The organism is Streptomyces sp. NPDC091281 (assembly GCF_044757425.1).
GTDB lineage: Bacteria > Actinomycetota > Actinomycetes > Streptomycetales > Streptomycetaceae > Streptomyces.
In genome coordinates this window covers 290,115-311,939 of record NZ_JBIVUY010000001.1, presented here as the reverse complement: position 1 = coordinate 311,939, position 21,825 = coordinate 290,115, and the positions used below count along the sequence as shown (strand labels likewise).

At 72.3% G+C, this 21,825-nt stretch carries 17 protein-coding genes and 2 tRNA genes; 6 read left to right on the top strand and 13 right to left on the bottom strand.

Translation table 11 applies throughout. The features are described from left to right. Positions 1-26: 26 nt before the first annotated feature. From clpX to ACIQPQ_RS01390, 5 genes are all read right to left on the bottom strand, one after another. Complete coding sequence (gene clpX, locus ACIQPQ_RS01410) at positions 27-1,316, bottom strand: ATP-dependent Clp protease ATP-binding subunit ClpX (RefSeq protein WP_383767637.1); 1,290 nt, start codon at positions 1,314-1,316, stop codon at positions 27-29. 193 nt (positions 1,317-1,509) lie between these two features. After that, positions 1,510-2,190: an ATP-dependent Clp protease proteolytic subunit gene (locus ACIQPQ_RS01405; RefSeq protein WP_401298214.1), complete on the bottom strand. Its 681-nt coding sequence runs from the start codon at positions 2,188-2,190 to the stop codon at positions 1,510-1,512. A gap of 114 nt (positions 2,191-2,304) precedes the next feature. Further along, the gene (locus ACIQPQ_RS01400; protein ID WP_055570713.1) at positions 2,305-2,913 is read right to left on the bottom strand and encodes an ATP-dependent Clp protease proteolytic subunit; all 609 of its coding nucleotides are present in this window, start codon (positions 2,911-2,913) and stop codon (positions 2,305-2,307) included. Between the two features lie 365 nt (positions 2,914-3,278). After that, positions 3,279-4,673 (bottom strand): trigger factor, encoded by a 1,395-nt coding sequence (gene tig, locus ACIQPQ_RS01395; protein WP_401298211.1) that lies wholly within the window; start codon positions 4,671-4,673, stop codon positions 3,279-3,281. A gap of 279 nt (positions 4,674-4,952) precedes the next feature. After that, a tRNA-Pro gene (locus tag ACIQPQ_RS01390) sits at positions 4,953-5,029 on the bottom strand. Between the two features lie 253 nt (positions 5,030-5,282). On the opposite strand from ACIQPQ_RS01390, the gene ACIQPQ_RS01385 reads away from it, so the two are divergent. Then, positions 5,283-5,353: transfer RNA gene (locus tag ACIQPQ_RS01385), tRNA-Gly, on the top strand. A 69-nt stretch (positions 5,354-5,422) separates the two neighbouring features. On the opposite strand, the gene ACIQPQ_RS01380 is transcribed toward ACIQPQ_RS01385, so the two are convergent. Further along, positions 5,423-5,617, bottom strand: coding sequence for a hypothetical protein (locus ACIQPQ_RS01380; RefSeq protein ID WP_383767645.1), 195 nt, complete (start codon positions 5,615-5,617; stop codon positions 5,423-5,425). A 433-nt stretch (positions 5,618-6,050) separates the two neighbouring features. Here ACIQPQ_RS01380 and ACIQPQ_RS01375 point away from each other — a divergent pair, with 433 nt between their 5' ends. Then, complete coding sequence (locus ACIQPQ_RS01375) at positions 6,051-7,256, top strand: acyltransferase family protein (RefSeq protein ID WP_401298208.1); 1,206 nt, start codon at positions 6,051-6,053, stop codon at positions 7,254-7,256. Positions 7,257-7,452: 196 nt separating this feature from the next. Here ACIQPQ_RS01375 and ACIQPQ_RS01370 read toward each other — a convergent pair whose 3' ends face one another. Further along, positions 7,453-7,911: an HD domain-containing protein gene (locus ACIQPQ_RS01370; RefSeq protein ID WP_401298205.1), complete on the bottom strand. Its 459-nt coding sequence runs from the start codon at positions 7,909-7,911 to the stop codon at positions 7,453-7,455. 27 nt (positions 7,912-7,938) lie between these two features. Beyond that, positions 7,939-9,123: a PP2C family protein-serine/threonine phosphatase gene (locus ACIQPQ_RS01365; protein ID WP_383767653.1), complete on the bottom strand. Its 1,185-nt coding sequence runs from the start codon at positions 9,121-9,123 to the stop codon at positions 7,939-7,941. A gap of 163 nt (positions 9,124-9,286) precedes the next feature. Here ACIQPQ_RS01365 and ACIQPQ_RS01360 point away from each other — a divergent pair, with 163 nt between their 5' ends. Then, a complete protein-coding gene (locus ACIQPQ_RS01360) occupies positions 9,287-10,552 on the top strand; it encodes a GNAT family N-acetyltransferase (protein WP_401298202.1) in 1,266 nt (421 codons plus the stop codon). A gap of 55 nt (positions 10,553-10,607) precedes the next feature. Here ACIQPQ_RS01360 and ACIQPQ_RS01355 read toward each other — a convergent pair whose 3' ends face one another. Continuing rightward, complete coding sequence (locus ACIQPQ_RS01355) at positions 10,608-11,453, bottom strand: Fpg/Nei family DNA glycosylase (protein ID WP_401298199.1); 846 nt, start codon at positions 11,451-11,453, stop codon at positions 10,608-10,610. 174 nt (positions 11,454-11,627) lie between these two features. Then, entirely contained in the window at positions 11,628-12,113 is a 486-nt protein-coding gene (locus ACIQPQ_RS01350; protein WP_401298197.1) for a ribose-5-phosphate isomerase, read from the bottom strand. A gap of 228 nt (positions 12,114-12,341) precedes the next feature. On the opposite strand from ACIQPQ_RS01350, the gene ACIQPQ_RS01345 reads away from it, so the two are divergent. Next, positions 12,342-13,790, top strand: a complete 1,449-nt coding sequence (locus ACIQPQ_RS01345; protein ID WP_401298194.1) for an amino acid permease — start codon at positions 12,342-12,344, stop codon at positions 13,788-13,790. 94 nt (positions 13,791-13,884) lie between these two features. Here ACIQPQ_RS01345 and ACIQPQ_RS01340 read toward each other — a convergent pair whose 3' ends face one another. Together ACIQPQ_RS01340 and ACIQPQ_RS01335 are read right to left on the bottom strand one after the other, a co-directional pair. Next, a complete protein-coding gene (locus ACIQPQ_RS01340; protein WP_383767668.1) occupies positions 13,885-14,466 on the bottom strand; it encodes a biotin transporter BioY in 582 nt (193 codons plus the stop codon). Between the two features lie 561 nt (positions 14,467-15,027). Then, complete coding sequence (locus tag ACIQPQ_RS01335) at positions 15,028-15,672, bottom strand: DsbA family protein (RefSeq protein WP_401298191.1); 645 nt, start codon at positions 15,670-15,672, stop codon at positions 15,028-15,030. Positions 15,673-15,810: 138 nt separating this feature from the next. On the opposite strand from ACIQPQ_RS01335, the gene pepN reads away from it, so the two are divergent. Then, positions 15,811-18,501 (top strand): aminopeptidase N, encoded by a 2,691-nt coding sequence (gene pepN / locus ACIQPQ_RS01330; protein WP_401299560.1) that lies wholly within the window; start codon positions 15,811-15,813, stop codon positions 18,499-18,501. A 237-nt stretch (positions 18,502-18,738) separates the two neighbouring features. After that, on the top strand, positions 18,739-19,830 hold the full coding sequence (locus ACIQPQ_RS01325) for a hypothetical protein (RefSeq protein WP_401298189.1): 1,092 nt from the start codon (positions 18,739-18,741) through the stop codon (positions 19,828-19,830). A gap of 17 nt (positions 19,831-19,847) precedes the next feature. Here ACIQPQ_RS01325 and ACIQPQ_RS01320 read toward each other — a convergent pair whose 3' ends face one another. After that, positions 19,848-21,629 (bottom strand): TIGR03767 family metallophosphoesterase, encoded by a 1,782-nt coding sequence (locus ACIQPQ_RS01320; RefSeq protein WP_401298186.1) that lies wholly within the window; start codon positions 21,627-21,629, stop codon positions 19,848-19,850. Positions 21,630-21,825 lie beyond the last annotated feature (196 nt).

Genomic DNA, 21,825 nt, shown 5'->3' with positions numbered 1-21,825 from the left:
GTGTGCCGTGCGCGGCGGCGGTGGTGCTACGCCGTCTTCTGCTCCCCCGGGCCCCGGCCGTTGCGGGCGTCGCGGGGGATCAGGGTGGGGTTGACGTTGGAGTGGACGACGTCGGCGGTGATGACGACGCGGGCGACGTCCTTGCGGGACGGGACCTCGTACATCACCGACATCAGGACCTCTTCCATGATGGCGCGCAGTCCGCGGGCGCCGGTCTGGCGCAGGATCGCCTGGTCGGCGATGGCCTCCAGGGCCTCCCGCTCGAAGTCCAGTTCCACGCCGTCGAGTTCGAAGAGACGCTGGTACTGCTTCACCAGCGCGTTGCGCGGCTCGATGAGGATCTGGAGCAGGGCCTCGCGGTCGAGGTTGTGCACCGAGGTGATGACGGGCAGCCGGCCGATGAACTCGGGGATCATGCCGAACTTGACCAGGTCCTCGGGCATGACGTCCTCGAACTGGTCCTTGGCCTCCAGCTCGCGCTTGGAGCGGATCGTCGCGCCGAAGCCGATGCCCTTGGCGCCCGCCCGGGTCTCGATGATCTTCTCCAGGCCGGAGAACGCGCCGCCCACGATGAACAGGACGTTCGTCGTGTCGATCTGGATGAACTCCTGGTGCGGGTGTTTGCGGCCGCCCTGCGGCGGGACGGAGGCGGTGGTGCCCTCCAGGATCTTCAGCAGGGCCTGCTGGACGCCCTCGCCCGAGACGTCGCGCGTGATGGAGGGGTTTTCACTCTTCCGCGCGACCTTGTCGATCTCGTCGATGTAGATGATCCCGGTCTCGGCCTTCTTGACGTCGTAGTCGGCGGCCTGGATCAGCTTGAGCAGGATGTTCTCGACGTCCTCGCCCACGTACCCCGCCTCGGTGAGGGCGGTGGCGTCCGCGATGGCGAACGGCACGTTCAGCATGCGGGCCAGGGTCTGCGCGAGGAGGGTCTTGCCGGAGCCGGTGGGGCCCAGCAGCAGGATGTTGGACTTCGCCAACTCGATGGCGTCCTCACGGCTTTGGCCGCCGCCGTTCTCCCCGGCCTGGACGCGCTTGTAGTGGTTGTACACCGCGACCGAGAGGGCCTTCTTCGCGGCCTCCTGGCCGACGACGTAGCCCTCCAGGAACTCGTAGATCTCGCGGGGCTTGGGAAGTTCCTCCCAGCGCACCTCGCTGGTCTCCGCCAGCTCCTCCTCGATGATCTCGTTGCAGAGGTCGATGCACTCGTCGCAGATGTACACACCGGGACCTGCGATGAGCTTCTTGACCTGCTTCTGGCTCTTGCCGCAGAACGAGCACTTGAGCAGATCGCCGCCGTCACCGATGCGTGCCACGGTGTGCTTCCCCTTCGCCTGGGAGACGACTGGACATCTTCCGAGTCCAGCGGCTCCTGGTGCTGCCTTATGTCGACGGTACCTTGCCGGGCCCCCCGTTCGGGCCCCCCTTGGCACGGTTCACTTCCACGTGGACCCCGCCGAGGGGGTCCCGCCGTGCCAAGGGGCGGCAGACGATACTCCCCCAACCGCGTCAGCGCAGGTTGGTGTTGTTCATCTTCCGGGTCGAGATGATCTGGTCGACCAGGCCGTAGGACAGCGCGTCCTCGGCCGTGAGGATCTTGTCGCGCTCGATGTCCTCGCGGATCTTCTCGATCGGCGTGGTCGAGTGCTTGGCCAGCATGTCCTCCAGCTGCGAACGCATCCGGAGGATCTCGTTGGCGGCGATCTCCAGGTCGGAGACCTGACCGCGGCCGGTCTCGCTGTAGGGCTGGTGGATCAGCACGCGCGCGTTGGGCAGGGCCATGCGCTTGCCGGGGGTGCCGGCGGCGAGCAGGATCGCGGCGGCGGAGGCCGCCTGGCCCATGCAGACGGTCTGGATGTCGGGCTTCACGAACTGCATCGTGTCGTAGATCGCCGTCAGCGCGGTGAAGGAGCCGCCGGGGCTGTTGATGTAGATCGAGATGTCCCGGTCGGGATCCATCGACTCCAGGCACAGCAGCTGCGCCATGACGTCGTTGGCGGAGGCGTCGTCGATCTGGACGCCGAGGAAGATCACCCGCTCCTCGAAGAGCTTCGCGTACGGGTCGTACTCGCGGATGCCCTGGGAGGTGCGCTCGACGAAGCGCGGGATGACGTAACGGGACTCGGCCGTGGGGCCGGTGTACTCGGCTCGGGCGGGGCCGTACGGGCCGCTGCCGGGGAAGTCGTTCACGGTGTCTCCTGAAGAGAGGGCTGAGGCGGTGGGTGAGGGGGGCTGGGAGGGTCCGGGACGGGCTCCGGGCCGCGGGAGGCCCGCGAGGTCTCCGGGGCCGCGTCGGACCGCGGCCTAGGCCGCCCCGGTACCGCCGCCGCCCGGCATGCCGGCGGCCGTGGGGATCACGTCGTCGATGAGGCCGTACTCCTTGGCCTCGAAGGCGTCGAACCAGCGGTCGCGGTCCGAGTCGCGGGTGATCTGCTCGACCGACTGGCCCGTGTGCTGGGAGGTCAGCTCGGCCATGCGCTTCTTGGTGTGCAGCAGCCGCTCGGCGTGGATCTTGATGTCGGAGGCGGAGCCCGCCAGGCCCGCGGAGGGCTGGTGGATCAGGATCTCGGCGTTCGGCAGCGCGAAGCGCTTGCCGGGCGTGCCCGCGCTGAGCAGGAACTGGCCCATCGACGCCGCGAGACCCATGGCGATGGTCACCACGTCGTTCTTGATGAACTGCATCGTGTCGTAGATCGCCATGCCGGCCGTGATCGAGCCGCCGGGGCTGTTGATGTACAGGTAGATGTCCTTGTCCGGGTCCGCGGCAAGGAGCAGCAGCTGTGCGGTGATCTTGTTGGCGATGTCGTCGTCGACCGGCTGGCCGAGGAAGATGATCCGCTCGTTGAGCAGCCGGTTGTAGACCTGGTCACCGAGGCCACCACCGATGGAAGGCTCGCCGGCGGCGGAGGGCATCAGATTCGTCACGTATCCACCTGCTCGTCTTACGACGGCGTCCGGGCCGTCTACACGTGTACTGCCGGGGGCTGCGGGGACTCCCCTGCCCTCGTATTCATGGACCCTAACGCGCGGGTCCCTTCGGAGAATCCCGCAGAGGGAGGTGTTCGCCGGGGGCGTAGTCCCTCGCGGGCGGCATGGTCCGCCGCGAGGGCGGGCGGGGCGGCGGGAGTTCCGGCACGCGCGCGTGCGCGGCCGGAAGGGCGCGCGTCCGGCGGCGGGGCGTGCGCGCGGGGCGCCGGAGGGGCGCGTGTACGGCGGAGGCCCCGGAGCGGTGTGCTCCGGGGCCTCTCGCGTCACGTCGGTCCAGGACGTGCCGGGGGTCAGGCCTCCGGCTTGGTCTCCGGCTCGGCGTCGGCGGCGTCGGCGGTCTCGGCGGTGGCCTCCTCGGAGGTCTCCTCCTCCTCGTCGTCCAGGTCGATGACCTCGCCGTTGGTGTCCTTGACCGTGGCGGACTCGACGACCAGGGCCAGGGCCTTGCCGCGGGCGACCTCGCCGACGAGCAGCGGGACCTGGCCGCCCTCGACGACGGCCTGCGCGAACTGGTCGGGCGACATGCCGGAGGACGCGGCGCGGCGCATGAGGTGCTCGGTCAGCTCCTCCTGGTTCACGTTCAGCTTCTCGCGCTTGACGAGGCCGTCCAGGACGAACTGGGTCTTGATGCCCTTGACCGCGGCGTCCCGGGTCTCGGTCTCGAACTCCTCGGCCGTCTTGCCCTGGAGCTCCAGGTACTTGGGGAGGTCGAGGCCCATCTGGCCGAGCTGGTGGTGCTCCAGGTTGTGCTTGCGGGTGTTGATCTCGTCCTCGAGCAGCTTCTCGGGGACGGGCACCTCGACCAGCTCCAGGAGCTTCTCCAGGACGCGCTCCTGGGCCTGGGTGGCCTGGTCGTACTGCTTCATGTTGGCGAGGCGCTTGCGGCTGTCCTCGCGCAGCTCCTCCAGCGTGTCGAACTCGGAGGCGAGCTGCGCGAACTCGTCGTCCAGCTCAGGCAGTTCGCGGGCGGCGACCTGGGTGACCCTGACGGTGACCTCGGCCTCCTTGCCCGCGGCGGAGCCGCCCTTCAGCTCGGAGGTGAAGGTGGCCTCGCCACCGGCCTCCAGGCCCTTCACGGCGTCGTCGATGCCTTCGAGCAGCTCGCCGGAGCCGATGGTGTAGGAGACGCCGTCGGCGACGCCGTCCTCCAGGACCTCGCCGTCGACCTTGGCCTCCAGGTCGACGGTGACGACGTCGCCGTCGCCGGCGGCGCGCTCGACCGGGGAGGTCGAGGCGAAGCGCTCACGGAGCTGCTCGACGGACTTCTCGAGGTCCTCGTCGGTGACCTCGACGGCGTCGACCTCGACCTCGATGGAGGAGAAGTCCTCGGGGAGCTCGATCTCGGGGCGGACGTCGACCTCGGCGGTGAAGTTCAGCGTCTCGCCGTCCTTCAGCTCGGTGATGTCGACCTCGGGCTGGCCGAGGACGTCGATCTCCGCCTCGTTGACCGCCTCCGTGTAGAACTTCGGGAGGGCGTCGTTGACGGCCTCCTCCAGCACCGCACCGCGGCCGAAGCGCTGGTCGATGACCCGGGCGGGGATCTTGCCCTTGCGGAAGCCCTTCACCGTGACCTGCTGGTTGATCTTCTTGTACGCCGCGTCGAGGCTGTCCTTGAGCTCCTCGAAGGGCACCTCGACAGTGAGCCGAACCCGGGTCGGGTTCAGGGTCTCCACGGCGCTCTTCACGGTTCGGTCTCCTTGTGGCTGACTTCTCGGGACCCGCCGGTACCCGAGAGGTCCGGCGGTTCAGCGCCCGGGAGGATTCGTAGGCCGGATGGGCCGGGACACACGGGCGCGCAGTCTGCATAGTAGCCGCAGCGGCTGGACGGCCCAAAAGGCGATCACCGGGCGGGGGCGGGGGCGATCACGGGGCGGGGGCGGCGGGTGACCGCCGGGCGCGGGAGACCGGGGCGCGCGGGAGCGCGACAGGGCGGGACGTGAGGATCGCGCGGACGATCGCGCTGGTGGTCGGGGTGGCGGGATTTGAACCCACGGCCTTCCGCTCCCAAAGCGGACGCGCTACCAAGCTGCGCCACACCCCGTCTGGTGCGACACGTAGGGTACATGCCCGCAGGCCACCCGGCCGCCCGTATTCACCGCGCGTACGGGCGCGTTCGGGCCTGTACGGGAGCGCGCGGGGCGCGTGGCGGACGGTCCGGGGGCGCGTGCGGCAGCGGGTCACGCCGGTGGAAGGGCGCGTACCGGAACCCGGTCGGGGAATGCGGTGTGCGGCGGAGGGTGCCGACCCGCTACGATGCTCGTGTGCCGCGGTCGCCTGACCTGCGGCGCGCCTGTGCGGGCGTAGCTCAATGGTAGAGCCCTAGTCTTCCAAACTAGCTACGCGGGTTCGATTCCCGTCGCCCGCTCCGTGAGGCCCCGGGCCGGGTGGAGGAGCAGTCCTCCCCCGGCCCTCGGCGTGTGCGGGTCCCGGCGCCTCAGAAGCTGATGGAGTTGATCGTCTCGGCGAGGGAGTCGAGGAAGCGGTTGATCGACGGGGCCATGCCGGTCGAGGCGAGGAAGAAGCCGAACAGGATCGCGACGACGGCGGGGCCGCCCTTGATCGACCCGCCTCTGATCATGACGACCAGGACGATCGCCAACAGCAGCACCACGGACAGCGAAATGGCCACAACTGATCACACACCCTCGGTCGGTCCGCACTCCCGGCCCGGGGACACGGCCGCCCGCACCCCCGCCACAGACCATCGTGCCACCAACCCGGCCTCCCCATGCGGCCGGTGACGCACCTTCGTCCCCAACCGTCCGGCCCGGCCGCCCCCGTGGAGCGGGTCCCGGTGGTCCGCAATTGCGGTGCGCGGTAATTGATCAACAGGCCGGTCGGGCGAATTCACCGGGCGCGCACGGGTAATTCGAATGGCCCGCACAGGGGGATGTGGGCGGCGTCACGAACAGCTCCACAACAGGCGTTATGCACCTTTTAGTCGGGATGAATCGTGACATCCAAGGCACCGTGCGGCAAGGGAAGTTCGGAATTCCAGGAATGGGATCGCCGTGACGAGGAACGTTTTACGCACCGCCGTACTCGACGCTAAGGTGCCTCAAATGTTCCGCGCCGCCTCGTCCCCCTCGTCTCCCCCGTCCCGCGCGCCCCGCACGGCCCCGTCCCCGGAACAGGCCCCCGGCGCGGCGGCGGAGAGACGTACGCAGCGGCGTGACGCGTTCTTCGACAACGCCAAGTACCTGGCGATCGTGCTGGTGGCCGTCGCGCACTCCTGGGAGCCGCTGAAGGGCGTCAGCCGCGTCCTCCAGGCCGCCTACATGTTCGTGTACGCCTTCCACATGCCGGCGTTCATCCTCGTCTCCGGCTACTTCTCGCGCAGTTTCGACGGCTCCCCGGCCCGGCTGAAGCGGCTGGTCACGGGGATCGTGGTGCCGTACGTCGTGTTCGAGACGGCGTATCCGCTCTTCAAGCGGGTCGTCGACCACGACACCGACGTGCCGATCTCGCTGCTCGACCCGTACTACCTGACGTGGTTCCTGTGCGCGCTGTTCATCTGGCGGCTGACCACGCCGATCTGGAAGGCGGTCCGGCACCCGCTGCCGCTCGCCCTCGGCATCGCGATGCTCGCCTCCCTCACACCCGGTGTCTCCACCGACCTCGACCTCCAGCGGGTGCTCCAGTTCCTGCCGTACTTCGTGCTGGGGCTGTGCATGAAGCCCGAGTACTTCCGGATGGTGCGCCGGTGGTCGGTGCGGCTGGCGGCGCTGCCGGTGGCCGCGGTCGCGCTGGTCTTCTCCTACTGGGCGGTGCCGCGGATGAACGCGGGCTGGCTCTACCACCGTGACTCCGCGCAGGAGTTGGGCGTCCCGTGGTGGGTGGGGCCGGTGATGCAGCTCGCGCTGTTCGGCTGCTCGCTGGTGCTGACCGCCTGCTTCCTGTCCTGGGTGCCGGGCCGCACGACCTGGTTCACCGGGCTCGGCGCGGGCACCCTGTGCGGCTATCTGCTGCACGGCTTCTTCCTCAAGGGCGCCGACTACCGGGGCGTCTTCGACCACTACCCGTCGCTGCACACCCCGCTGGGCGCGATCGCCGTCAGCCTGGCCGCGGCCGTCGGCGTGACGCTGCTGTGCAGCCCGCCCGTGCGGCGGCTGTTGCGGCCGGTGACGGAGCCGCGGATGGACTGGGCGTTCAAGCCGGACGCCGCCGCCGAGGCCCGCGCCCGCCGGGCGCAAGCCCCGGGCGGCGACCGGAGCCGCGCGCAGGCCGACGTACGGGAGAAGGGCGTACGGGAGAAGGCGGACGCCTGAGCGGACGCTCGTGCGGGGCGCCTAGGGCCTGTCTGACCATTCCCGTCGTCGCCCGGAGGGCGGCCGCGCGGCGTCAGGTGCGTGCTCTCGGCGTGCCGGGCGTGGACCCTCGTACTGGACGTACTCGGGTCTGCGCCCGGTGCGGCGGGAGTGCGTGCATGGCGTCGCGCGGCAGACGGGAATGGTCAGACAGGCCCTAAGCGAGGCGTTCCGGCGGGGTCAGGCCGAGGAGGGTGTGCATGTGGGCGTACTTGGCGGTGAGGCGGGTGCGGGTCGGGGCGTCCAGGGCGGCCAGGCGGGCCGGGTCGGCGTTGTGGGCCAGGTCGGCCTGTTTCACCAGGAGCGCGCCCGGTGTGGCGAGGATGCGCGCCGCGTAGGCCTCCGGGGGCTCTCCGGGCCGTTTGGTGACCGCGAGGACGATGCCCTTCGTGCGGTCGCTGAGCGCGGCGCCGCGCAGCCATTGCTCGGTCACGGCGTCGTCCTCGACGGCGTCGTGCAGCCAGGCCGCCGCGACCTGGTCGTCGTCGCCGCCCCGCGCGCGGACCCCGGCCGCGACCGCCGCGAGGTGCCCGGCGTAGGGGCGGCCCGCCTTGTCGGTCTGGCCCGCGTGGGCGGCGCGGGCCAGCGACTCGACCTCGGTCAGGGTGAGGGACACGGGGGCTCCTGGGCGGGCTCGGTCGGGCTAGAGCAGGTTCGCCGCCTGGGCCGTGGGGCCCTCGCGGCAGACGAGGAGCAGGGCGCGGTCGTCGTTGACGTCCTTGGCGACCGCCTCGATGAGATGCCAGGCGGCGCCCTGGAAACCGCCCGCGACATAGCGGTCGGCCTCGCCGGTGAGGCGGTCGATGCCCTCGACGATGTCCCGGTCGGAGGTCTCCACCAGGCCGTCGGTGAAGAGCATCAGCACGTCGCCGGGGCGCAGCGAGCCCTTCACGGGGTCGAACTGGGCGCCCTCGTAGACGCCGAGGAGGGGGCCCTCGGCGGCCTTCTCCTCCCAGCGGCCGCTGCCCGCGCTGAGCTGGAGGCCGGGCGGGTGCCCCGCGGAGTACAGCTCGTAGTCGCCGGAGTCGAGGTCGAGGACGAGGTGGATGGAGGTGGCGAAGCCCTCGTCCCAGTCCTGGCGCAGCAGATAGCCGTTGGCGGCCGGGAGGAAGGCGTGCGGGGGCAGCGAGCCGAGCAGGCCGCCGAAGGCGCCGGAGAGCAGCAGGGCGCGGGAACCGGCGTCCATGCCCTTGCCGGAGACGTCGGTGAGGACGACCTCCATGGTGCGGCCGCCGTTGGTGCGGGCGGCGACGACGAAGTCCCCGGAGAAGGACTGGCCGCCCGCGGGCCGCAGGGCCATCTCGCGGTGCCAGCCGCGGGGCAGGGTGGGCAGTTTGCTCTGGACGCGGATGCGTTCGCGGAGGTCGAAGAGCATGGTGCCGCCGCGCCGCCAGGGCACGCCGACCCGGCTGCGGAACTGGGCGATGAGCAGGCCGACGAACCCGCAGGCGGCGACGACGAGGACGACGCCGGGGGTGACCCGGGAGGGGCCCTCGGTGTAGGGGCCGAGCCGCACCGACTCCACGATGAGGGCGGTGGCCGCCGCGGCGTACAGGCCGAGCAGGCTGGCGGGGCGCAGGACGAGGCCGCCCGCGACGATCGGCAGGACGAGCGCGGCCGGGGAGCACCACACGGGGTTGGCGAGGGTGACGGCGGCGATGACGGGCACGGTGAGCAGCAGACCGATCAGCGCGATCCAGTCGGAGCCGTCGCCGCGGAAGTAGTCCACGGCGCTTCTGCGCAGGGCGGTGCGGACCCGGTGCACCAGGTGCTTCAACCGGGCCGTCAACGTCTCGGCTTCCGCGCGCCGCTGTCGTCCTGCTGCCATTAGTCCGGGACCCTATCCATCCGACCCGCCGCTTGGCACGGGAGGTCCCACTTGTCCCCCGTCCGAGGTTCGACTTCACAGTGAACGGCAAGGAAAGGGCGCGCGCGGCAGGGAGGGAGAAATCCGGTGGCTCGTCCCGCATTGCGCTGGTAGGCATGCATCCATGACGAGCGAGACGAGCGGCACGGCCGGCTCTGGGGCGGCTGACCTGCGGATACTTCGGGACGAGGAGTGGGACGTCTGGTACGACACGCTGTTGCGTGCCTTCGGCGGGGTGCCGGAACCGGCCGAAGAACGTGCCCTGTGGCGGGATCTGGTCCCCTTCGCGCGGGCGCTCGGGGCGTGGGACGGGGACACCCTGGTCGGGACGGCCGGGGCCTTCGACTTCCGGCTCACCGTACCGGGCGGGGCGTCGGTGCCGGCGGCGGGTGTGACGACCGTCTCGGTGGCGGCGACGCACCGGCGGCGCGGGCTGCTGACGGCCCTGATGCGGCGGCAGTTGGACGACGTACGGGCCTGGGGTGAGCCTCTTGCGGTGCTCACCGCGTCCGAGCCCGCGATCTACGGCCGGTTCGGCTACGGCGCGGCGACGTTCGGGGTGAACGCGGAGGTCGACACCACCCGGGTCACCCTGTCCGTGCCGGACGGGACGGACGGCGTACGGCTGCGGTACGCCGATCCGGGCGCCGCGGGCGCGGTGTGCGAGGCGGTGTACGCGCGGCAGGTGCCGCGGCGGGCCGGGATGCTGGCGCGGCGGCCGGGGTGGGAGCGGATGCCGCTGCTCGATCCGCCGTCGGCGCGGGACGGCGGGTCGCCGTTGCAGTGCGTGCTGGCCGAGCGGGACGGCGAGGTGACGGGGTACGCGCGGTTCCGGGTGAACCCGCGGGCGTCGGTCTCCGGGCACGACGGGCAGGTGGTGGTGCAGGACGTGGAGGGGCTGGACCCGGCGACCGAGGCGGCGCTGTGGCGGTTCCTGTACGGGATCGACCTGACGTCGTCGGTGGTGATGCGGGGGCGGCCGGTCGACGAGTCCTGGCAGTACCTGGTCTCCGATCTGCGGCGCTGTGAACTGCGCGTGCGGGACGCGCTGTTCGTGCGGCTGGTGGAGGTCGGCGAGGCGCTCGCGGCGCGGACCTACCAGGCGCCGGTGGATGTGGTGCTGGAGGTCGAGGACGCCTTCTGCCCCTGGAACGCGGGGCGTTGGCGACTGACCGGGGACCCGAAGGGCGCGAGGTGCGCCCGCACCGAGGACGCACCCGATCTGGCGCTTTCCGTACGGGAGTTGGGCGCGGCCTACCTCGGGGGCGTGTCCCTCGCGGCACTGGCCGGGGCCGGACGGGTGCGCGAGCTGCGGCAGGGAGCCCTGACCGGGACGTCGGTCGCCTTCGGCTCGGGCGCGGGGGCACCCTGGCTGCCGCACGGGTTCTGAGCGGGGCCCGTGCCGGGCGGCTCCGGCGGCCGGTGTCGCCGGGCGGGCCCGGTGTTCAGGGGCGCCGGGCGGGCTGTGCGGGGCCGGGGGTGCGGGCCGGCTGGCAGGTGGGGCACCAGAAGAGGTTGCGGGCGGCGAGGTCGGCCGTGCGGACGGTGTCGCCGCAGAGGTGGCAGGGCTGCGGGGCGCGCCGGTAGACGTAGACCTCGCCGCCGTGGTCGTCGACGCGGGGCGGGCGGCCCATCGCCTCCGGGGTGTGCTCGGGGCGGACGGTGTCGATGCGGTTGTGGCGGACGCCCTCGCGCATCAGGGCGACGAGGTCGGCCCAGATCGCGTCCCACCGCGCCTCGGTGAGGTCGCGGCCCGGGAGGTAGGGGTCGACGCCGTGCCGGAAGAGGACCTCGGCGCGGTAGACGTTGCCGACGCCCGCGATGACCTTCTGGTCCATGAGGAGGGCGGCGATCGTCGTACGGCTGCGGGCGATACGGCGGTACGCCTGCCCGGGGTCGGCGTCGGCGCGCAGCGGGTCGGGGCCGAGGCGGTCGTGGACGGCCTGCTTCTCGGCGCCGGTGATCAGGGCGCAGGTGGTGGGGCCGCGCAGGTCGACGTAGCCCGCGGCGGGGTCGTCGAGGCGGAGCCGGACGGTGTCCGTGGGCGGCGGCGCGGGGGCGGGGCCGAAGGCGACCTTGCCGAAGAGGCCGAGGTGGATGTGGACCCAGGTGTCGCCGGGGAAGCCGAGGAAGAGGTGCTTGCCGTGGGCGTCGGTGCCGGTGAGCACGGTGCCGGTGAGGAGCGCCGCGGCGTCGGAGAACTTGCCCTGCGGGCTGGTCACCCGCGGCGCGCTGCCGCGGAACCGGGCGTAGTCCTGGGCCAGTCGGTGGATCGTGTGCCCTTCGGGCAAGACCTTCGCTCTCCTTCACTCACGGACGGCCGCTCGGCTGTGGCCGCTCACCCGCGACCGCTCGCGTACGGCCGCCGCACGGACGGCCGCTCTCGTACGGCCCCGCGCCCCGCGCCCCGCCCGCGGTGCGGCGGGCGGGGGCGGCGGCGCGGCGCCCACGGCCGGTCGGGGTGCCTACGGCTGGGGGTGGTGGGGCGGGATCGGCGGGAGGTCGCCCGTCGTCTCGTAGTCGCTCAGCATGTCGATGCGGCGGATGTGGCGCTCGTCGCCGGAGAACGGGGTGGCGAGGAAGGTCTCGACGAACTTGGTCGCCTCGTCCTGGCTGTGCATGCGGGCGCCGACCGCGACGACGTTGGCGTTGTTGTGCTGACGGCCGAGGGAGGCGGTCTCCTCGCTCCAGGCGAGGGCGGCGCGCACCCCCTTCACCTTGTTCGCCGCGATCTGCTCGCCGTTGCCCGAGCCGCCGATGACGACACCGAGGGCGTCCGGGTCGGCGGCCGCGCGCTCGGCGGCGCGCAGGCAGAACGGCGGGTAGTCGTCCTGGGCGTCGTAGAGGTGCGGGCCGCAGTCGACCGGGTCGTGACCCGCCGCCTTCAGCCATTCGACGAGGTGGTTCTTGAGTTCGAAGCCGGCATGGTCCGAGCCGAGATACACGCGCATGGCACGAGTGTGACACGCGGACCGCCGGGTAGCAGCGCCGGGTGCGATGCCGGAAAAGTATAGGCGAATCCATAGAAGCTCAGGGGAACCTCAAGTAACGATCTGGATTCAAAGGTTTCCCAATCCATATACCTCCGATTCACTGGACCGGCTCGTACGGCCCCCGTACGACCCGTACACCGCTCGTACGGGAGACACCCCCACGCGGCGCAAAGGAAATCCCTCCTCATGACTTCGCAGCCGACTCTGACGAAACCCGGTCAGGACCCCGGAGAACCCGGGTCCGGCACCGGGCTCCAGGCGGGTCTCAAGAACCGCCATCTGTCGATGATCGCCATCGGCGGTGTCATCGGCGCCGGCCTCTTCGTCGGTTCCAGCACGGGCATCGCCACCGCGGGCCCCGGCATCCTCCTCTCGTACGCCCTCGTCGGCACGCTCGTGGTGCTGGTGATGCGGATGCTGGGCGAGATGTCCGCGGCCAACCCGACCTCGGGTTCGTTCTCCGCGCACGCCGACCGCGCGCTCGGCCCCTGGGCCGGGTTCTCCATCGGCTGGCTGTACTGGTTCTTCTGGGTCGTCGTCCTCGCCGTGGAGGCGACCGCGGGCGCCGCGATCCTGGAGTCGTGGATACCGGCCGTCCCGCAGTGGGGCTGGGCGCTCATCGTGATGGTGGTGCTGACCGCGACCAACCTCGTCTCGGTCGGCTCCTACGGCGAGTTCGAGTTCTGGTTCGCCGGGATCAAGGTCGTCGCCATCGGCGCGTTCATCGTCGTCGGCGGGCTCGCCGTGTTCGGGGTGCTGCCGGGCGCGGACACCGACAAGGCCGGGTTCGGCAACCTCGTCGACCACGGCGGTTTCCTGCCCAACGGGCCCGGCGCCATCCTGACCGGTGTGCTGCTCGTCGTCTTCTCCTTCATGGGCAGCGAGATCGCCACCCTGGCGGCCGGTGAGTCCGAGGACCCGCAGCGCGCGGTCACCAAGTCGACCAACAGCATCATCTGGCGGATCGGCGTCTTCTACCTCGGCTCGATCCTCGTCGTCGTGACGCTGCTGCCCTGGGACGACCCGGCCATCAAGGAGGACGGCTCCTACGTGGCCGCCCTCGACTCCCTCGGCATCGGCAACGCCGGTCAGATCATGAACTTCATCGTGCTGACCTCGGTGCTGTCCTGCCTCAACTCCGGCCTCTACACGGCCTCCCGCATGGCCTTCTCGCTCGGTGAGCGCGGGGACGCGCCGAAGGCGTTCGCCCGGACCACCTCGCGGGGCGTGCCGATGAACGCGATCATCGCGTCCGTGGTGTTCGGCTTCGTCGCCGTCTTCTTCAACTACAAGTTCCCGGACTCGGTCTTCCTCTTCCTGGTCAACTCCAGTGGCGCGGTGGCCCTGTTCGTGTGGCTGGTCATCTGCTTCTCGCAGCTGCGGATGCGGAAGATCATCGAGGCGGAGGCGCCGGAGAAGCTCGTCGTGCGGATGTGGCTGTACCCGTATCTGACCTGGGCGGCGGCCGGGCTGATCGTGTTCGTCCTCGGCTACATGCTCACCGACACCGAGCACGACGGCCGCAAGACGGTGCTGCTGTCGCTGCTGGTCGCGGCGGTCGTCCTCGTCGTCGCCTTCGTCCGGCAGCGCGGCCGGACCGGCGACCGGGAGCGCGCGACCGACTCGGTCCGCTAGTCATCACCCCGGACGCCCGGAAGGGGCCCGTCGCCACCGTGAGCACCACGGTGGCGACGGGCCCCTTCCGCGTCCGGCGCGGGTGCGGGACGCCTCAGCGACGGACCAGCTTCCACACGGCCGGGAGCAGCCCCATCGCCAGGGCCGCCTTGAGGGCGTCGCCGATCAGGAACGGGGTGAGCCCGGCCGCGATCGCGGCGGACGCGCTCATGTCGGCCGCGTAGGCGAGGTACGGGACGCCGACGGCGTAGATGATCGCCTCGCCGAGCAGCATCGCGCCCGCCATCCGCAGCACCGAGCGGTCCGCGCCCCGGCGGGCGAGGGCGCCGACGGCGGCCGAGGCGAGGACCATGCCGAGGACGTAGCCGAAGGAGACCGCGCCCGCGCCGGAGCCGCCCTCCGCGAACCACGGCACGCCCGCGACGCCGACGAGCGCGTACAGCGCGAGGGAGAGCAGGCCGCGGCGGGCGCCGAGCGCGGTGCCGACCAGCAGCGCGGCGAAGGTCTGGCCGGTCACCGGCACCGGGGAGCCGGGGACGGGGACCGCGATCTGGGCGGCGACGCCGGTGAGCGCGGCACCGCCGAGCACGAGCGCGACGTCCCGGACACGGGAGGCCGGCAGGAGGTCGGCGAGGACCTGACCGGGGCGAGCGGGAAGGGCGGCGGCGGTGCTCATGAGGGACTCCGCGGGCTAGGGGCGGTTCGGGGACACGGCGACGCTATCCCAGGGCCCGTACGGCGATCACCGTCAGCCGTGGACAAACGGGCGGGCCCGCCCTTGGTGGGCTCCTGACAAAGCCGGGCGCTTACACCTGCCCGCCACCTGCTACGACGTGACCCTGGTCACGGAGCGGGCGGTGGACGCTGCCGACGGGGCGTCAGGGACCGACTGTAGGGTTCGGCCAATTTCCCCGCCGCCCGGGCGCGGTCGCACGCGAGGGGACGGACCGGCGGGCGGAGACCTGGAGACCCTGCCGCGTGCCGACACGTGGATGCCTCTCCCCTGGGACCGGCCACCCCTCAGCGCTCTTTTGTTGCTAGCGTGTAGTTGCAACCCATACGCAATAAGAGGTTCGGCTGGGCGGCCGCGCAGCCCCCCGATCGTCCCGCCTCGTGATCGTCCCGCCTCGTGATCGTCTTCTCACCCTTCACGGCGGCGGGCGGAATGAGGGAGACCCCCGCGAGGACGTGACTCGCGGGGGTCTCCTGTGTGCCGGGCGGGGTCGCCGTGCGGGGCTCAGAGGTTGCTGAAGTCCGGGCCCTTGGTGCGGGTGCGCTTGATCTCGTAGAAGCCGGGGACGGAGGCGACCGCGACGGTGCCGTCCCACAGGCGGGCGGCGTCCTCGCCCTTCGGGGCGGGGGTGACGACCGGGCCGAAGAAGGCGATCTGCTCGCCGTCGGCGCCGGGCAGCGCGATCACCGGGGTGCCGACCTCCTGGCCGACCTTGTCGATGCCCTCCTTGTGCGAGGCGCGCAGCTCGGCCTCGTACGCGAAGTCGTCCTGCTCGGCGTAGTCGATGAGGTCGGCGGGCAGGCCCGCGTCGGCCAGGGCGCCCGCGATGGCCTCCAGGGTCGGGCCCTCGCCGTTGTTGTGGAAGCGGGTGCCGAGCGCCGTGTAGAGCGGGCCGAGGACGTCGGCGCCGTGCTTCTGGGCGGCGGCCACGGCCACCCGGACCGGCTTCCACGCCTTGGTGGCGAGCATGTCCCGGTACTCCTCGGGCAGCTCGTCGATCCGGTCCTCGTTCAGCACGGCCAGGCTCATCACATGCCAGCGGACCTCGATGTCCCGGACCTTCTCCACTTCCAGCACCCAGCGGGAGGTCATCCAGGCCCAGGGGCACAGCGGGTCGAACCAGAAGTCGACGGGGGTCTTCTGCGACATGTCTCTCCTCAGGCGGAACCTTTTCCGGCGAGAACGCCCGCCCGGCGCGAGCCATTCCCCGGTGTGCGCGGTCAGGGGCACATGGCAGGATCGGTGCTGTCCACAGCCATGCGCAGCCGCATCGAGGGAGTACCGCCCGTGCCCGGTGAGAACCTGTCCCGCGACGAGGCCCGGGAGCGGGCCGCCCTGCTGTCCGTCGACGGGTACGACGTGTCCCTGGACGTGCGCTCGGCGGTCGGTGACGGGAACACGGAAGGCGGGACGGACGGCGGGGCGGACGGCGGGACGCGCACGTTCCGCTCGGTCACCACGATCCGCTTCCGCTGCAACGAGCCGGGCGCGTCCAGCTTCGCCGACCTGATCGCCCCGAGCGTCACCGCCGTCTCGCTCAACGGCCGCGACCTCGACCCCGGCGAGGTCTTCGACGGCGCCCGTATCCGGCTCGACGACCTGGCCGCCGACAACGAGCTGGTCGTGGACGCGCGGTGCGCCTACTCGCGGACCGGTGAGGGCCTGCACCGCTTCGTCGACCCCGAGGACGGCGAGGTCTACCTCTACACCCAGTACGAGCCCGCCGACGCGCGCCGCGTCTTCGCGAACTTCGAGCAGCCCGACCTCAAGGCCCCGTTCCGCTTCGAGGTGCGCGCGCCCGAGGAGTGGACGGTGTGGAGCAACGGCGCCGGGGACCGGACCGACGGCGTGTGGCGGTTCGCGGAGACCAAGCCGATCTCGACGTACATCACGTGCGTGGTGGCCGGTCCCTACCACTACGTCACCGACTCCTACACCCGTGACCTCGGGGACGGCACCACGCTGGAGATCCCGCTCGGCGCGCTGTGCCGCAAGGGGCTCGCGCCGCACTTCGACGCCGACGACGTGTTCCTGCTGACCAAGCAGGGCCTGGACTTCTTCCACGAGCACTTCGACTACCCGTACCCCTTCGGCAAGTACGACCAGGCGTTCGTGCCCGAGTACAACCTCGGCGCGATGGAGAACCCGGGGCTGGTGACCTTCCGGGAGGAGTACATCTTCCGGGGGCGGGTCACGCGCGCGTCGTACGAGGCGCGGGCCAACGTCATCCTGCACGAGATGGCGCACATGTGGTTCGGGGACCTCGTCACCATGGTGTGGTGGGACGACCTGTGGCTGAAGGAGTCCTTCGCCGACTTCATGGGCACCTTCGCCAACGTCGGCGCGACCCGCTTCCGGGACGCCTGGATCACCTTCGCCAACCGCCGCAAGTCCTGGGCCTACCGCGCCGACCAGCTCCCCTCGACGCACCCCGTCACGGCCGACATCCGCGACCTCCAGGACGCCAAGCTCAACTTCGACGGCATCACCTACGCCAAGGGCGCCTCCGTCCTCAAGCAGCTCGTCGCGTACGCCGGGCAGGACGCCTTCCTGGAGGGCGCCCGCCGCTACTTCAAGCGGCACGCCTATGGCAACACGCGCCTCGCGGACCTGCTGGCGGTGCTCGGCGAGACCAGCGGCCGGGACATGGCCGCCTGGGCGCGGTCCTGGCTCCAGACGGCCGGGGTCAACTCCCTCACCCCGCAGGTGCTGCTCGCCGCCGACGGCACCGTCGACGAACTGGCGGTCGTGCAGGAGGCCGCCGAGTCGCACCCCGAGCTGCGCCCGCACCGGATCGCGATCGGCCTGTACCGGCGCACGGAGGGCGGCGCGCTGGAGCGGTACGCGCGCGCCGAGACCGACGTGGACGGGCCGCGCACCCTGGTCGCGGAGCTGGCGGGCGCGGCGGCGCCGGACCTGGTGCTGGTCAACGACGACGACCTGACGTACTGCAAGATCCGCTTCGACGCGGGCTCGCTGGAGACCCTCAAGGAGGGCCTCGGGGACCTCACCGACCCGCTGGCGCGGGCGCTGTGCTGGTCCGCGCTGTGGAACCTGACCCGGGACGCGCTGCTGCCCGCGCGGGACTTCGTCGGCCTGGTGCTGCGGTTCGCGGGCCGCGAGTCCGACATCGGCGTGCTCCAGATGCTGCACGCGTGGGCCGGTTCGGCACTCACCCACTACGCGGCCCCCGACTGGCGGCCGGCCGGCGAACGGCTCGTCGCCGAGGGCGCGCTGCGGGAGCTGCGGGCGGCCGAGCCGGGCGGTGAGCACCAGCTGGCCTGGGCCCGGTTCCTCGCCTCGGTGGCGTCCGGGCCGGCCGAACTGGAGCTGCTCCAGGGGCTGCTGGACGGCACCGCGAAGATCGACGGCCTGGACGTCGACCAGGAGCTGCGCTGGGCGTTCCTGGAGCCGCTGGCCGCGCACGGGGTCGCGGACGAGGCGGCGCTCGCCGCCGAACTGGCCCGCGACGACACCGCGTCCGGCCGCCGCCACCAGGTGCGCTGCCTGGCCGCCCGGCCCTCGGCGGCGGTCAAGGCGCAGGCCTGGGCGCAGCTCGTGGAGTCGGACGCGCTCTCCAACGCGCTGGTGGAGGCGACCCTCTCCGGCTTCCAGCAGCCGTCCCGGCGCGACCTCCTCGCGCCGTACGCGGAGCCGTACTTCGCGGTGATCGGGCGGATCTGGGAGGAGCGGTCCATCCAGATCGCGATGCACATCGTGCGGGGGCTGTTCCCGGGGCTCCAGGACAGTCCCGCCACGCTGGAGGCGACGGACGCGTGGCTCGCCGCGCACGCCTCGGCGCCGCCCGCGCTGCGGCGGCTCGTGCTGGAGGCGCGGGACGACCTGGCGCGCGAGCTGCGGGGGCAGGCGTGCGACGCGGCGGCGGGGACGGGCGTGAGCGCGGGCTCCGGCGCGGGGTCGGACGCGGGGTCGGGTTCGTGGTCGGGTTCGGGCGCCGACCAGGCACAACGGGGCTGATAGTCGTACCGGTTCCCGGACTTCGGGCCGAGCTTTGGCCTGAGGTCCGGCGGTCCGTGACCGTTACGGAATTCAGTCAATCGGAACCGTAACCCCGGACGCCCACCGGAGGGACCAGCGGTTTTCGGCCCCTCCTCGGCATCCGAACGCCCGTCCTTTAGGGCGAGCTTGTCCGGCTTTGTCGACGAGCGTGTAACAGCGGTTACCGGGCGCTCCGGACACGGGAACCTCCCGGTCATGAACCACAACACGCCGCTCCCCCCGGCCTCCCCCCGCCCCCTGCGTCACCTGTCGGACGTGCAGCGCCGCGTCCTGACCACCGCTCAGCTCCGGGCGCACGGCGTCTCCCCCGCCGAGGCCGCCGAGCAGAGCCGGTCCGGCGGCCCCTGGCAGCAGCTCCTGCCGGGCGTGCACCTCCTGCACGCGGGCCCGCCGACCAGCGAGGAGCGGCTGCACGCCACCCTGCTGTACGCGGCCCGCCCCGCGTCGGCGCCCGCCGTGCCGGTCCAGCCGGAGGCGGGCGGCCCGCACCGGCCGGTGTACCGCGAGGCGATGATCACCGGCCTCGCCGCGCTCACCCTGCACGGCTTCGCCGCGACGCCCGCGCTGCTCGCCCTGGAGCGGATCGACGTCCTCGTGCCCCGGCTGCGCCGGCTGCGCTCGACGGGCTTCGCGCACGTGGTGCGCACCCCGCTGATGCCGGACCCGGAGGAGATCACCGGCGTCCCGGTGGCGCCGGTGCCGCGCGCCCTCGCGGACGCGGTCGCGCGGCTCACCGACGCCGCGACGGTCCGGCGGCTGCTGTCGGAGGCGGTGCGCGGCGGCCACTGCGAACCGACGTCGGTGGTACGGGAGTTGAGCCAGGCCAAGCTGCTGGGGCGGCCGCACGTGGTGGACGCGGTGGACGCGCTGCTGGCCGAGGGCCGGATGATCGCGGAGGACCGGCTGTACGGGATGGTGCGCGAGCACGGGCTGCCGGACCCGGTGTGGAACGTCGACCTGCGGCTGCCGGGCGGCCCGCACCTCGGCGGGGTGGACGCCTACTGGCCCGAGCAGGCGGTGGCCGTGGAGCTGGACACGCGGGCGCCCCGCCCCGGCGGGCGCCCGGACCCGCGGGACGGCGCGCGCACCGAGGACGAGGAGGACGCCCTCTGGTCGGAGTACGTCCGCAAGCGGGAGCTGCTGGAACGGCTCGGCATCACCGTCGTGTACGTCACCCCGAGGAAGCTGCGGGAGGCGGTGGAGCAGCAGGCGGCGGTGGTCCGGACGGCGCTGATGGCGTCGGGTGACCGGGACCCGGCGGCGTATGTCGTGGTGCTGCCCCGGTAGGTGCCGCCGGGCCGGGGTCAGGGCTTCCTCAGGAGGAGTTCGGTGTTGCGGTCGTCCGGGTCGCCGGAGAGGCGGGGGCCGTCGTCGCGGTGGTTGGCGGAGAGTTCGCGGTAGAGGGCGGCGAGGCCGGTCTGGGAGAGGTCGGTGAAGTCGGTGCGGTGGGGGGCGGCGGACTCGACGAGGGTGGTGTGCAGGGACAGGGTGCCGTCCTTGTTGTCCACCAGCTCGACGATCCGGGCGAGTTGGGGGAACTCCACGTGGGAGGCGGTGGAGATTTCCCAGAAGGCGTGGCCGCCGCTGCCGCGGTGGGGGGCGATGCGGTTGCGGTGGATGTGCCCGTTGATCCAGGCCAGCACGTTGCGGTGACGGCCGAGGGCGGCGAGCAGGGCCTTGCCGTCGTGGCGGCGTTCGCGGGGGCGGGCCGGGTCGGGGCGGGTGTTGGTCATGCTGGTGCTGGTGTGGTGGCTGAAGACGAGCGCGTACTCGCCCCGGTGGGCGCGCAGGGTGGCCTCCAGCCAGGCCAGTTGGGCCGCGCCGATCGAGCCGTCGTAGTGGCCGCCCGGGTCGGTGGTGTCGAGGCTGACGCCGATGACGTCGTCGGCGATCCGGAAGGCGTAGTACTGGGTGCCCTGGTCGAGGTTGGCGGCGGTGTAGCCGTGTCCGACGGGGCCGCGGCCCCGGTACGCCGGGTCGAGGTGGGCGCGGAGGTGTCCGGCCGGGGTGTAGGGGGCGCGGCGCTCGTCCGGGGTGATCGGGCGCATGGCGCGGGAGTGCGCCTTGAGGAGGTCGCGGAAGGCGTGGCCGAGGGGGTCGCGGGCGCCGCTGATGGCCTGCTGGAGGCGGGCCGCGTCGGCGGCGGGCAGCTCCATCAGCTTGCGGTCGCCGACGGCGTGCTCGGCGAGCCAGGAGTCGCCGTGGCCGTAGCAGCCGAGCGGCAGGGAGTCGTGGTTGCCGACCGTGGAGTACCAGGGCAGGTTCAGGCCGGGGCTGCGGACGGGGCGGGTCGCGGCGGCGAGGAAGCCGTCGAGGTGGGGGAAGCCGCGCCGCTTGAAGGCGTCGCGGGCGGTGGAGTCGGGCTGCCAGTACAGGGGCAGGCCGCTGTTCTGGACGCCCTCGTAGCGGCGCGGGTCGCCCGAGTCGGGGGTGATCGTCCCGCCGCTCATCACGGTGAGGAACCACTCCAGTTCGGTGTGGGCGTTGTTGTCGGTGTTGTCGCCGGTGGTGACGGCGAAGCCGAGCGGGGCGCCGGTGACGGGCGCGGTGCGCAGGGCGTTGATCCGCTCGACGAGGGCGACGGCGCCCTGCACGGTGAGCGCCTCGTGCGGCCGCCAGGCGAGCGGGTTGGCGGCGCGCAGGTACTCCAGGCGCAGCGGGTGCTGGCTGTCGATCAGGTGGAGGTCGGTGAGCTGGACGAACGCGGCGAGCGGCGTACGGCGGCGGGCGCGCCCGGACTTGGCGGGGGCGAGGCCGTCGCGGACCACGCGGGCCCAGCCGGGGGCGCTGCCGAGCCGCCGGAACCCGGTGGCGGCGCCGCGCGGGGCGGCGACCGCCGCGAGGGTGGTGCCGCGGGTGTAGGGGGCGGAGGGCGCGGGACGGGCGGGGGCCGGGGCGGCGGGCTGCCGGGGGACGGCGGCCGGGGTGGGGGCCGTGCCGGGCGGCGGGGCGGGGGCGGCCTGGCTGTCGGTGGGGCGCAGGGCGTAGCCGGTGCCCGCGGCGACGGAGACGGCCGCGGTGGCGGCGAGCACGGAACGGCGGTGGACCCCCAGCGCGGAGGCCGTGACAGAGCGTGTGCGCGACATGGCGCGATCTCCCGGGGTGCGGACGCGTCGGAGTGGCGCGGTCCGTCGCTGCCGCGAACGTCCCGCTCCCTCGGATGCTCGGCACCGGGGGTGGCCCGCGCGTGAACGAGACGGCAACGCGCGACACCGATCCCCGTACGTGGATCACCCCCTCCCCGGCCCGCCGCCGGACGCCCGCCCGCGGGCTCGGAGGGGG

Excerpts from the sequence above, each read along its gene's own strand:
- ACIQPQ_RS01400 (WP_055570713.1), bottom strand. The coding sequence starts at position 2,913 with ATGCCCTCCGCCGCCGGCGAGCCTTCCATCGGTGGTGGCCTCGGTGAC.
- ACIQPQ_RS01375 (WP_401298208.1), top strand. The coding sequence starts at position 6,051 with ATGTTCCGCGCCGCCTCGTCCCCCTCGTCTCCCCCGTCCCGCGCGCCC.
- ACIQPQ_RS01365 (WP_383767653.1), bottom strand. The coding sequence starts at position 9,123 with ATGGCAGCAGGACGACAGCGGCGCGCGGAAGCCGAGACGTTGACGGCC.
- ACIQPQ_RS01360 (WP_401298202.1), top strand. The coding sequence starts at position 9,287 with ATGACGAGCGAGACGAGCGGCACGGCCGGCTCTGGGGCGGCTGACCTG.
- ACIQPQ_RS01350 (WP_401298197.1), bottom strand. The coding sequence starts at position 12,113 with ATGCGCGTGTATCTCGGCTCGGACCATGCCGGCTTCGAACTCAAGAAC.
- ACIQPQ_RS01345 (WP_401298194.1), top strand. The coding sequence starts at position 12,342 with ATGACTTCGCAGCCGACTCTGACGAAACCCGGTCAGGACCCCGGAGAA.
- ACIQPQ_RS01340 (WP_383767668.1), bottom strand. The coding sequence starts at position 14,466 with ATGAGCACCGCCGCCGCCCTTCCCGCTCGCCCCGGTCAGGTCCTCGCC.
- ACIQPQ_RS01335 (WP_401298191.1), bottom strand. The coding sequence starts at position 15,672 with ATGTCGCAGAAGACCCCCGTCGACTTCTGGTTCGACCCGCTGTGCCCC.
- ACIQPQ_RS01325 (WP_401298189.1), top strand. The coding sequence starts at position 18,739 with ATGAACCACAACACGCCGCTCCCCCCGGCCTCCCCCCGCCCCCTGCGT.
- ACIQPQ_RS01320 (WP_401298186.1), bottom strand. The coding sequence starts at position 21,629 with ATGTCGCGCACACGCTCTGTCACGGCCTCCGCGCTGGGGGTCCACCGC.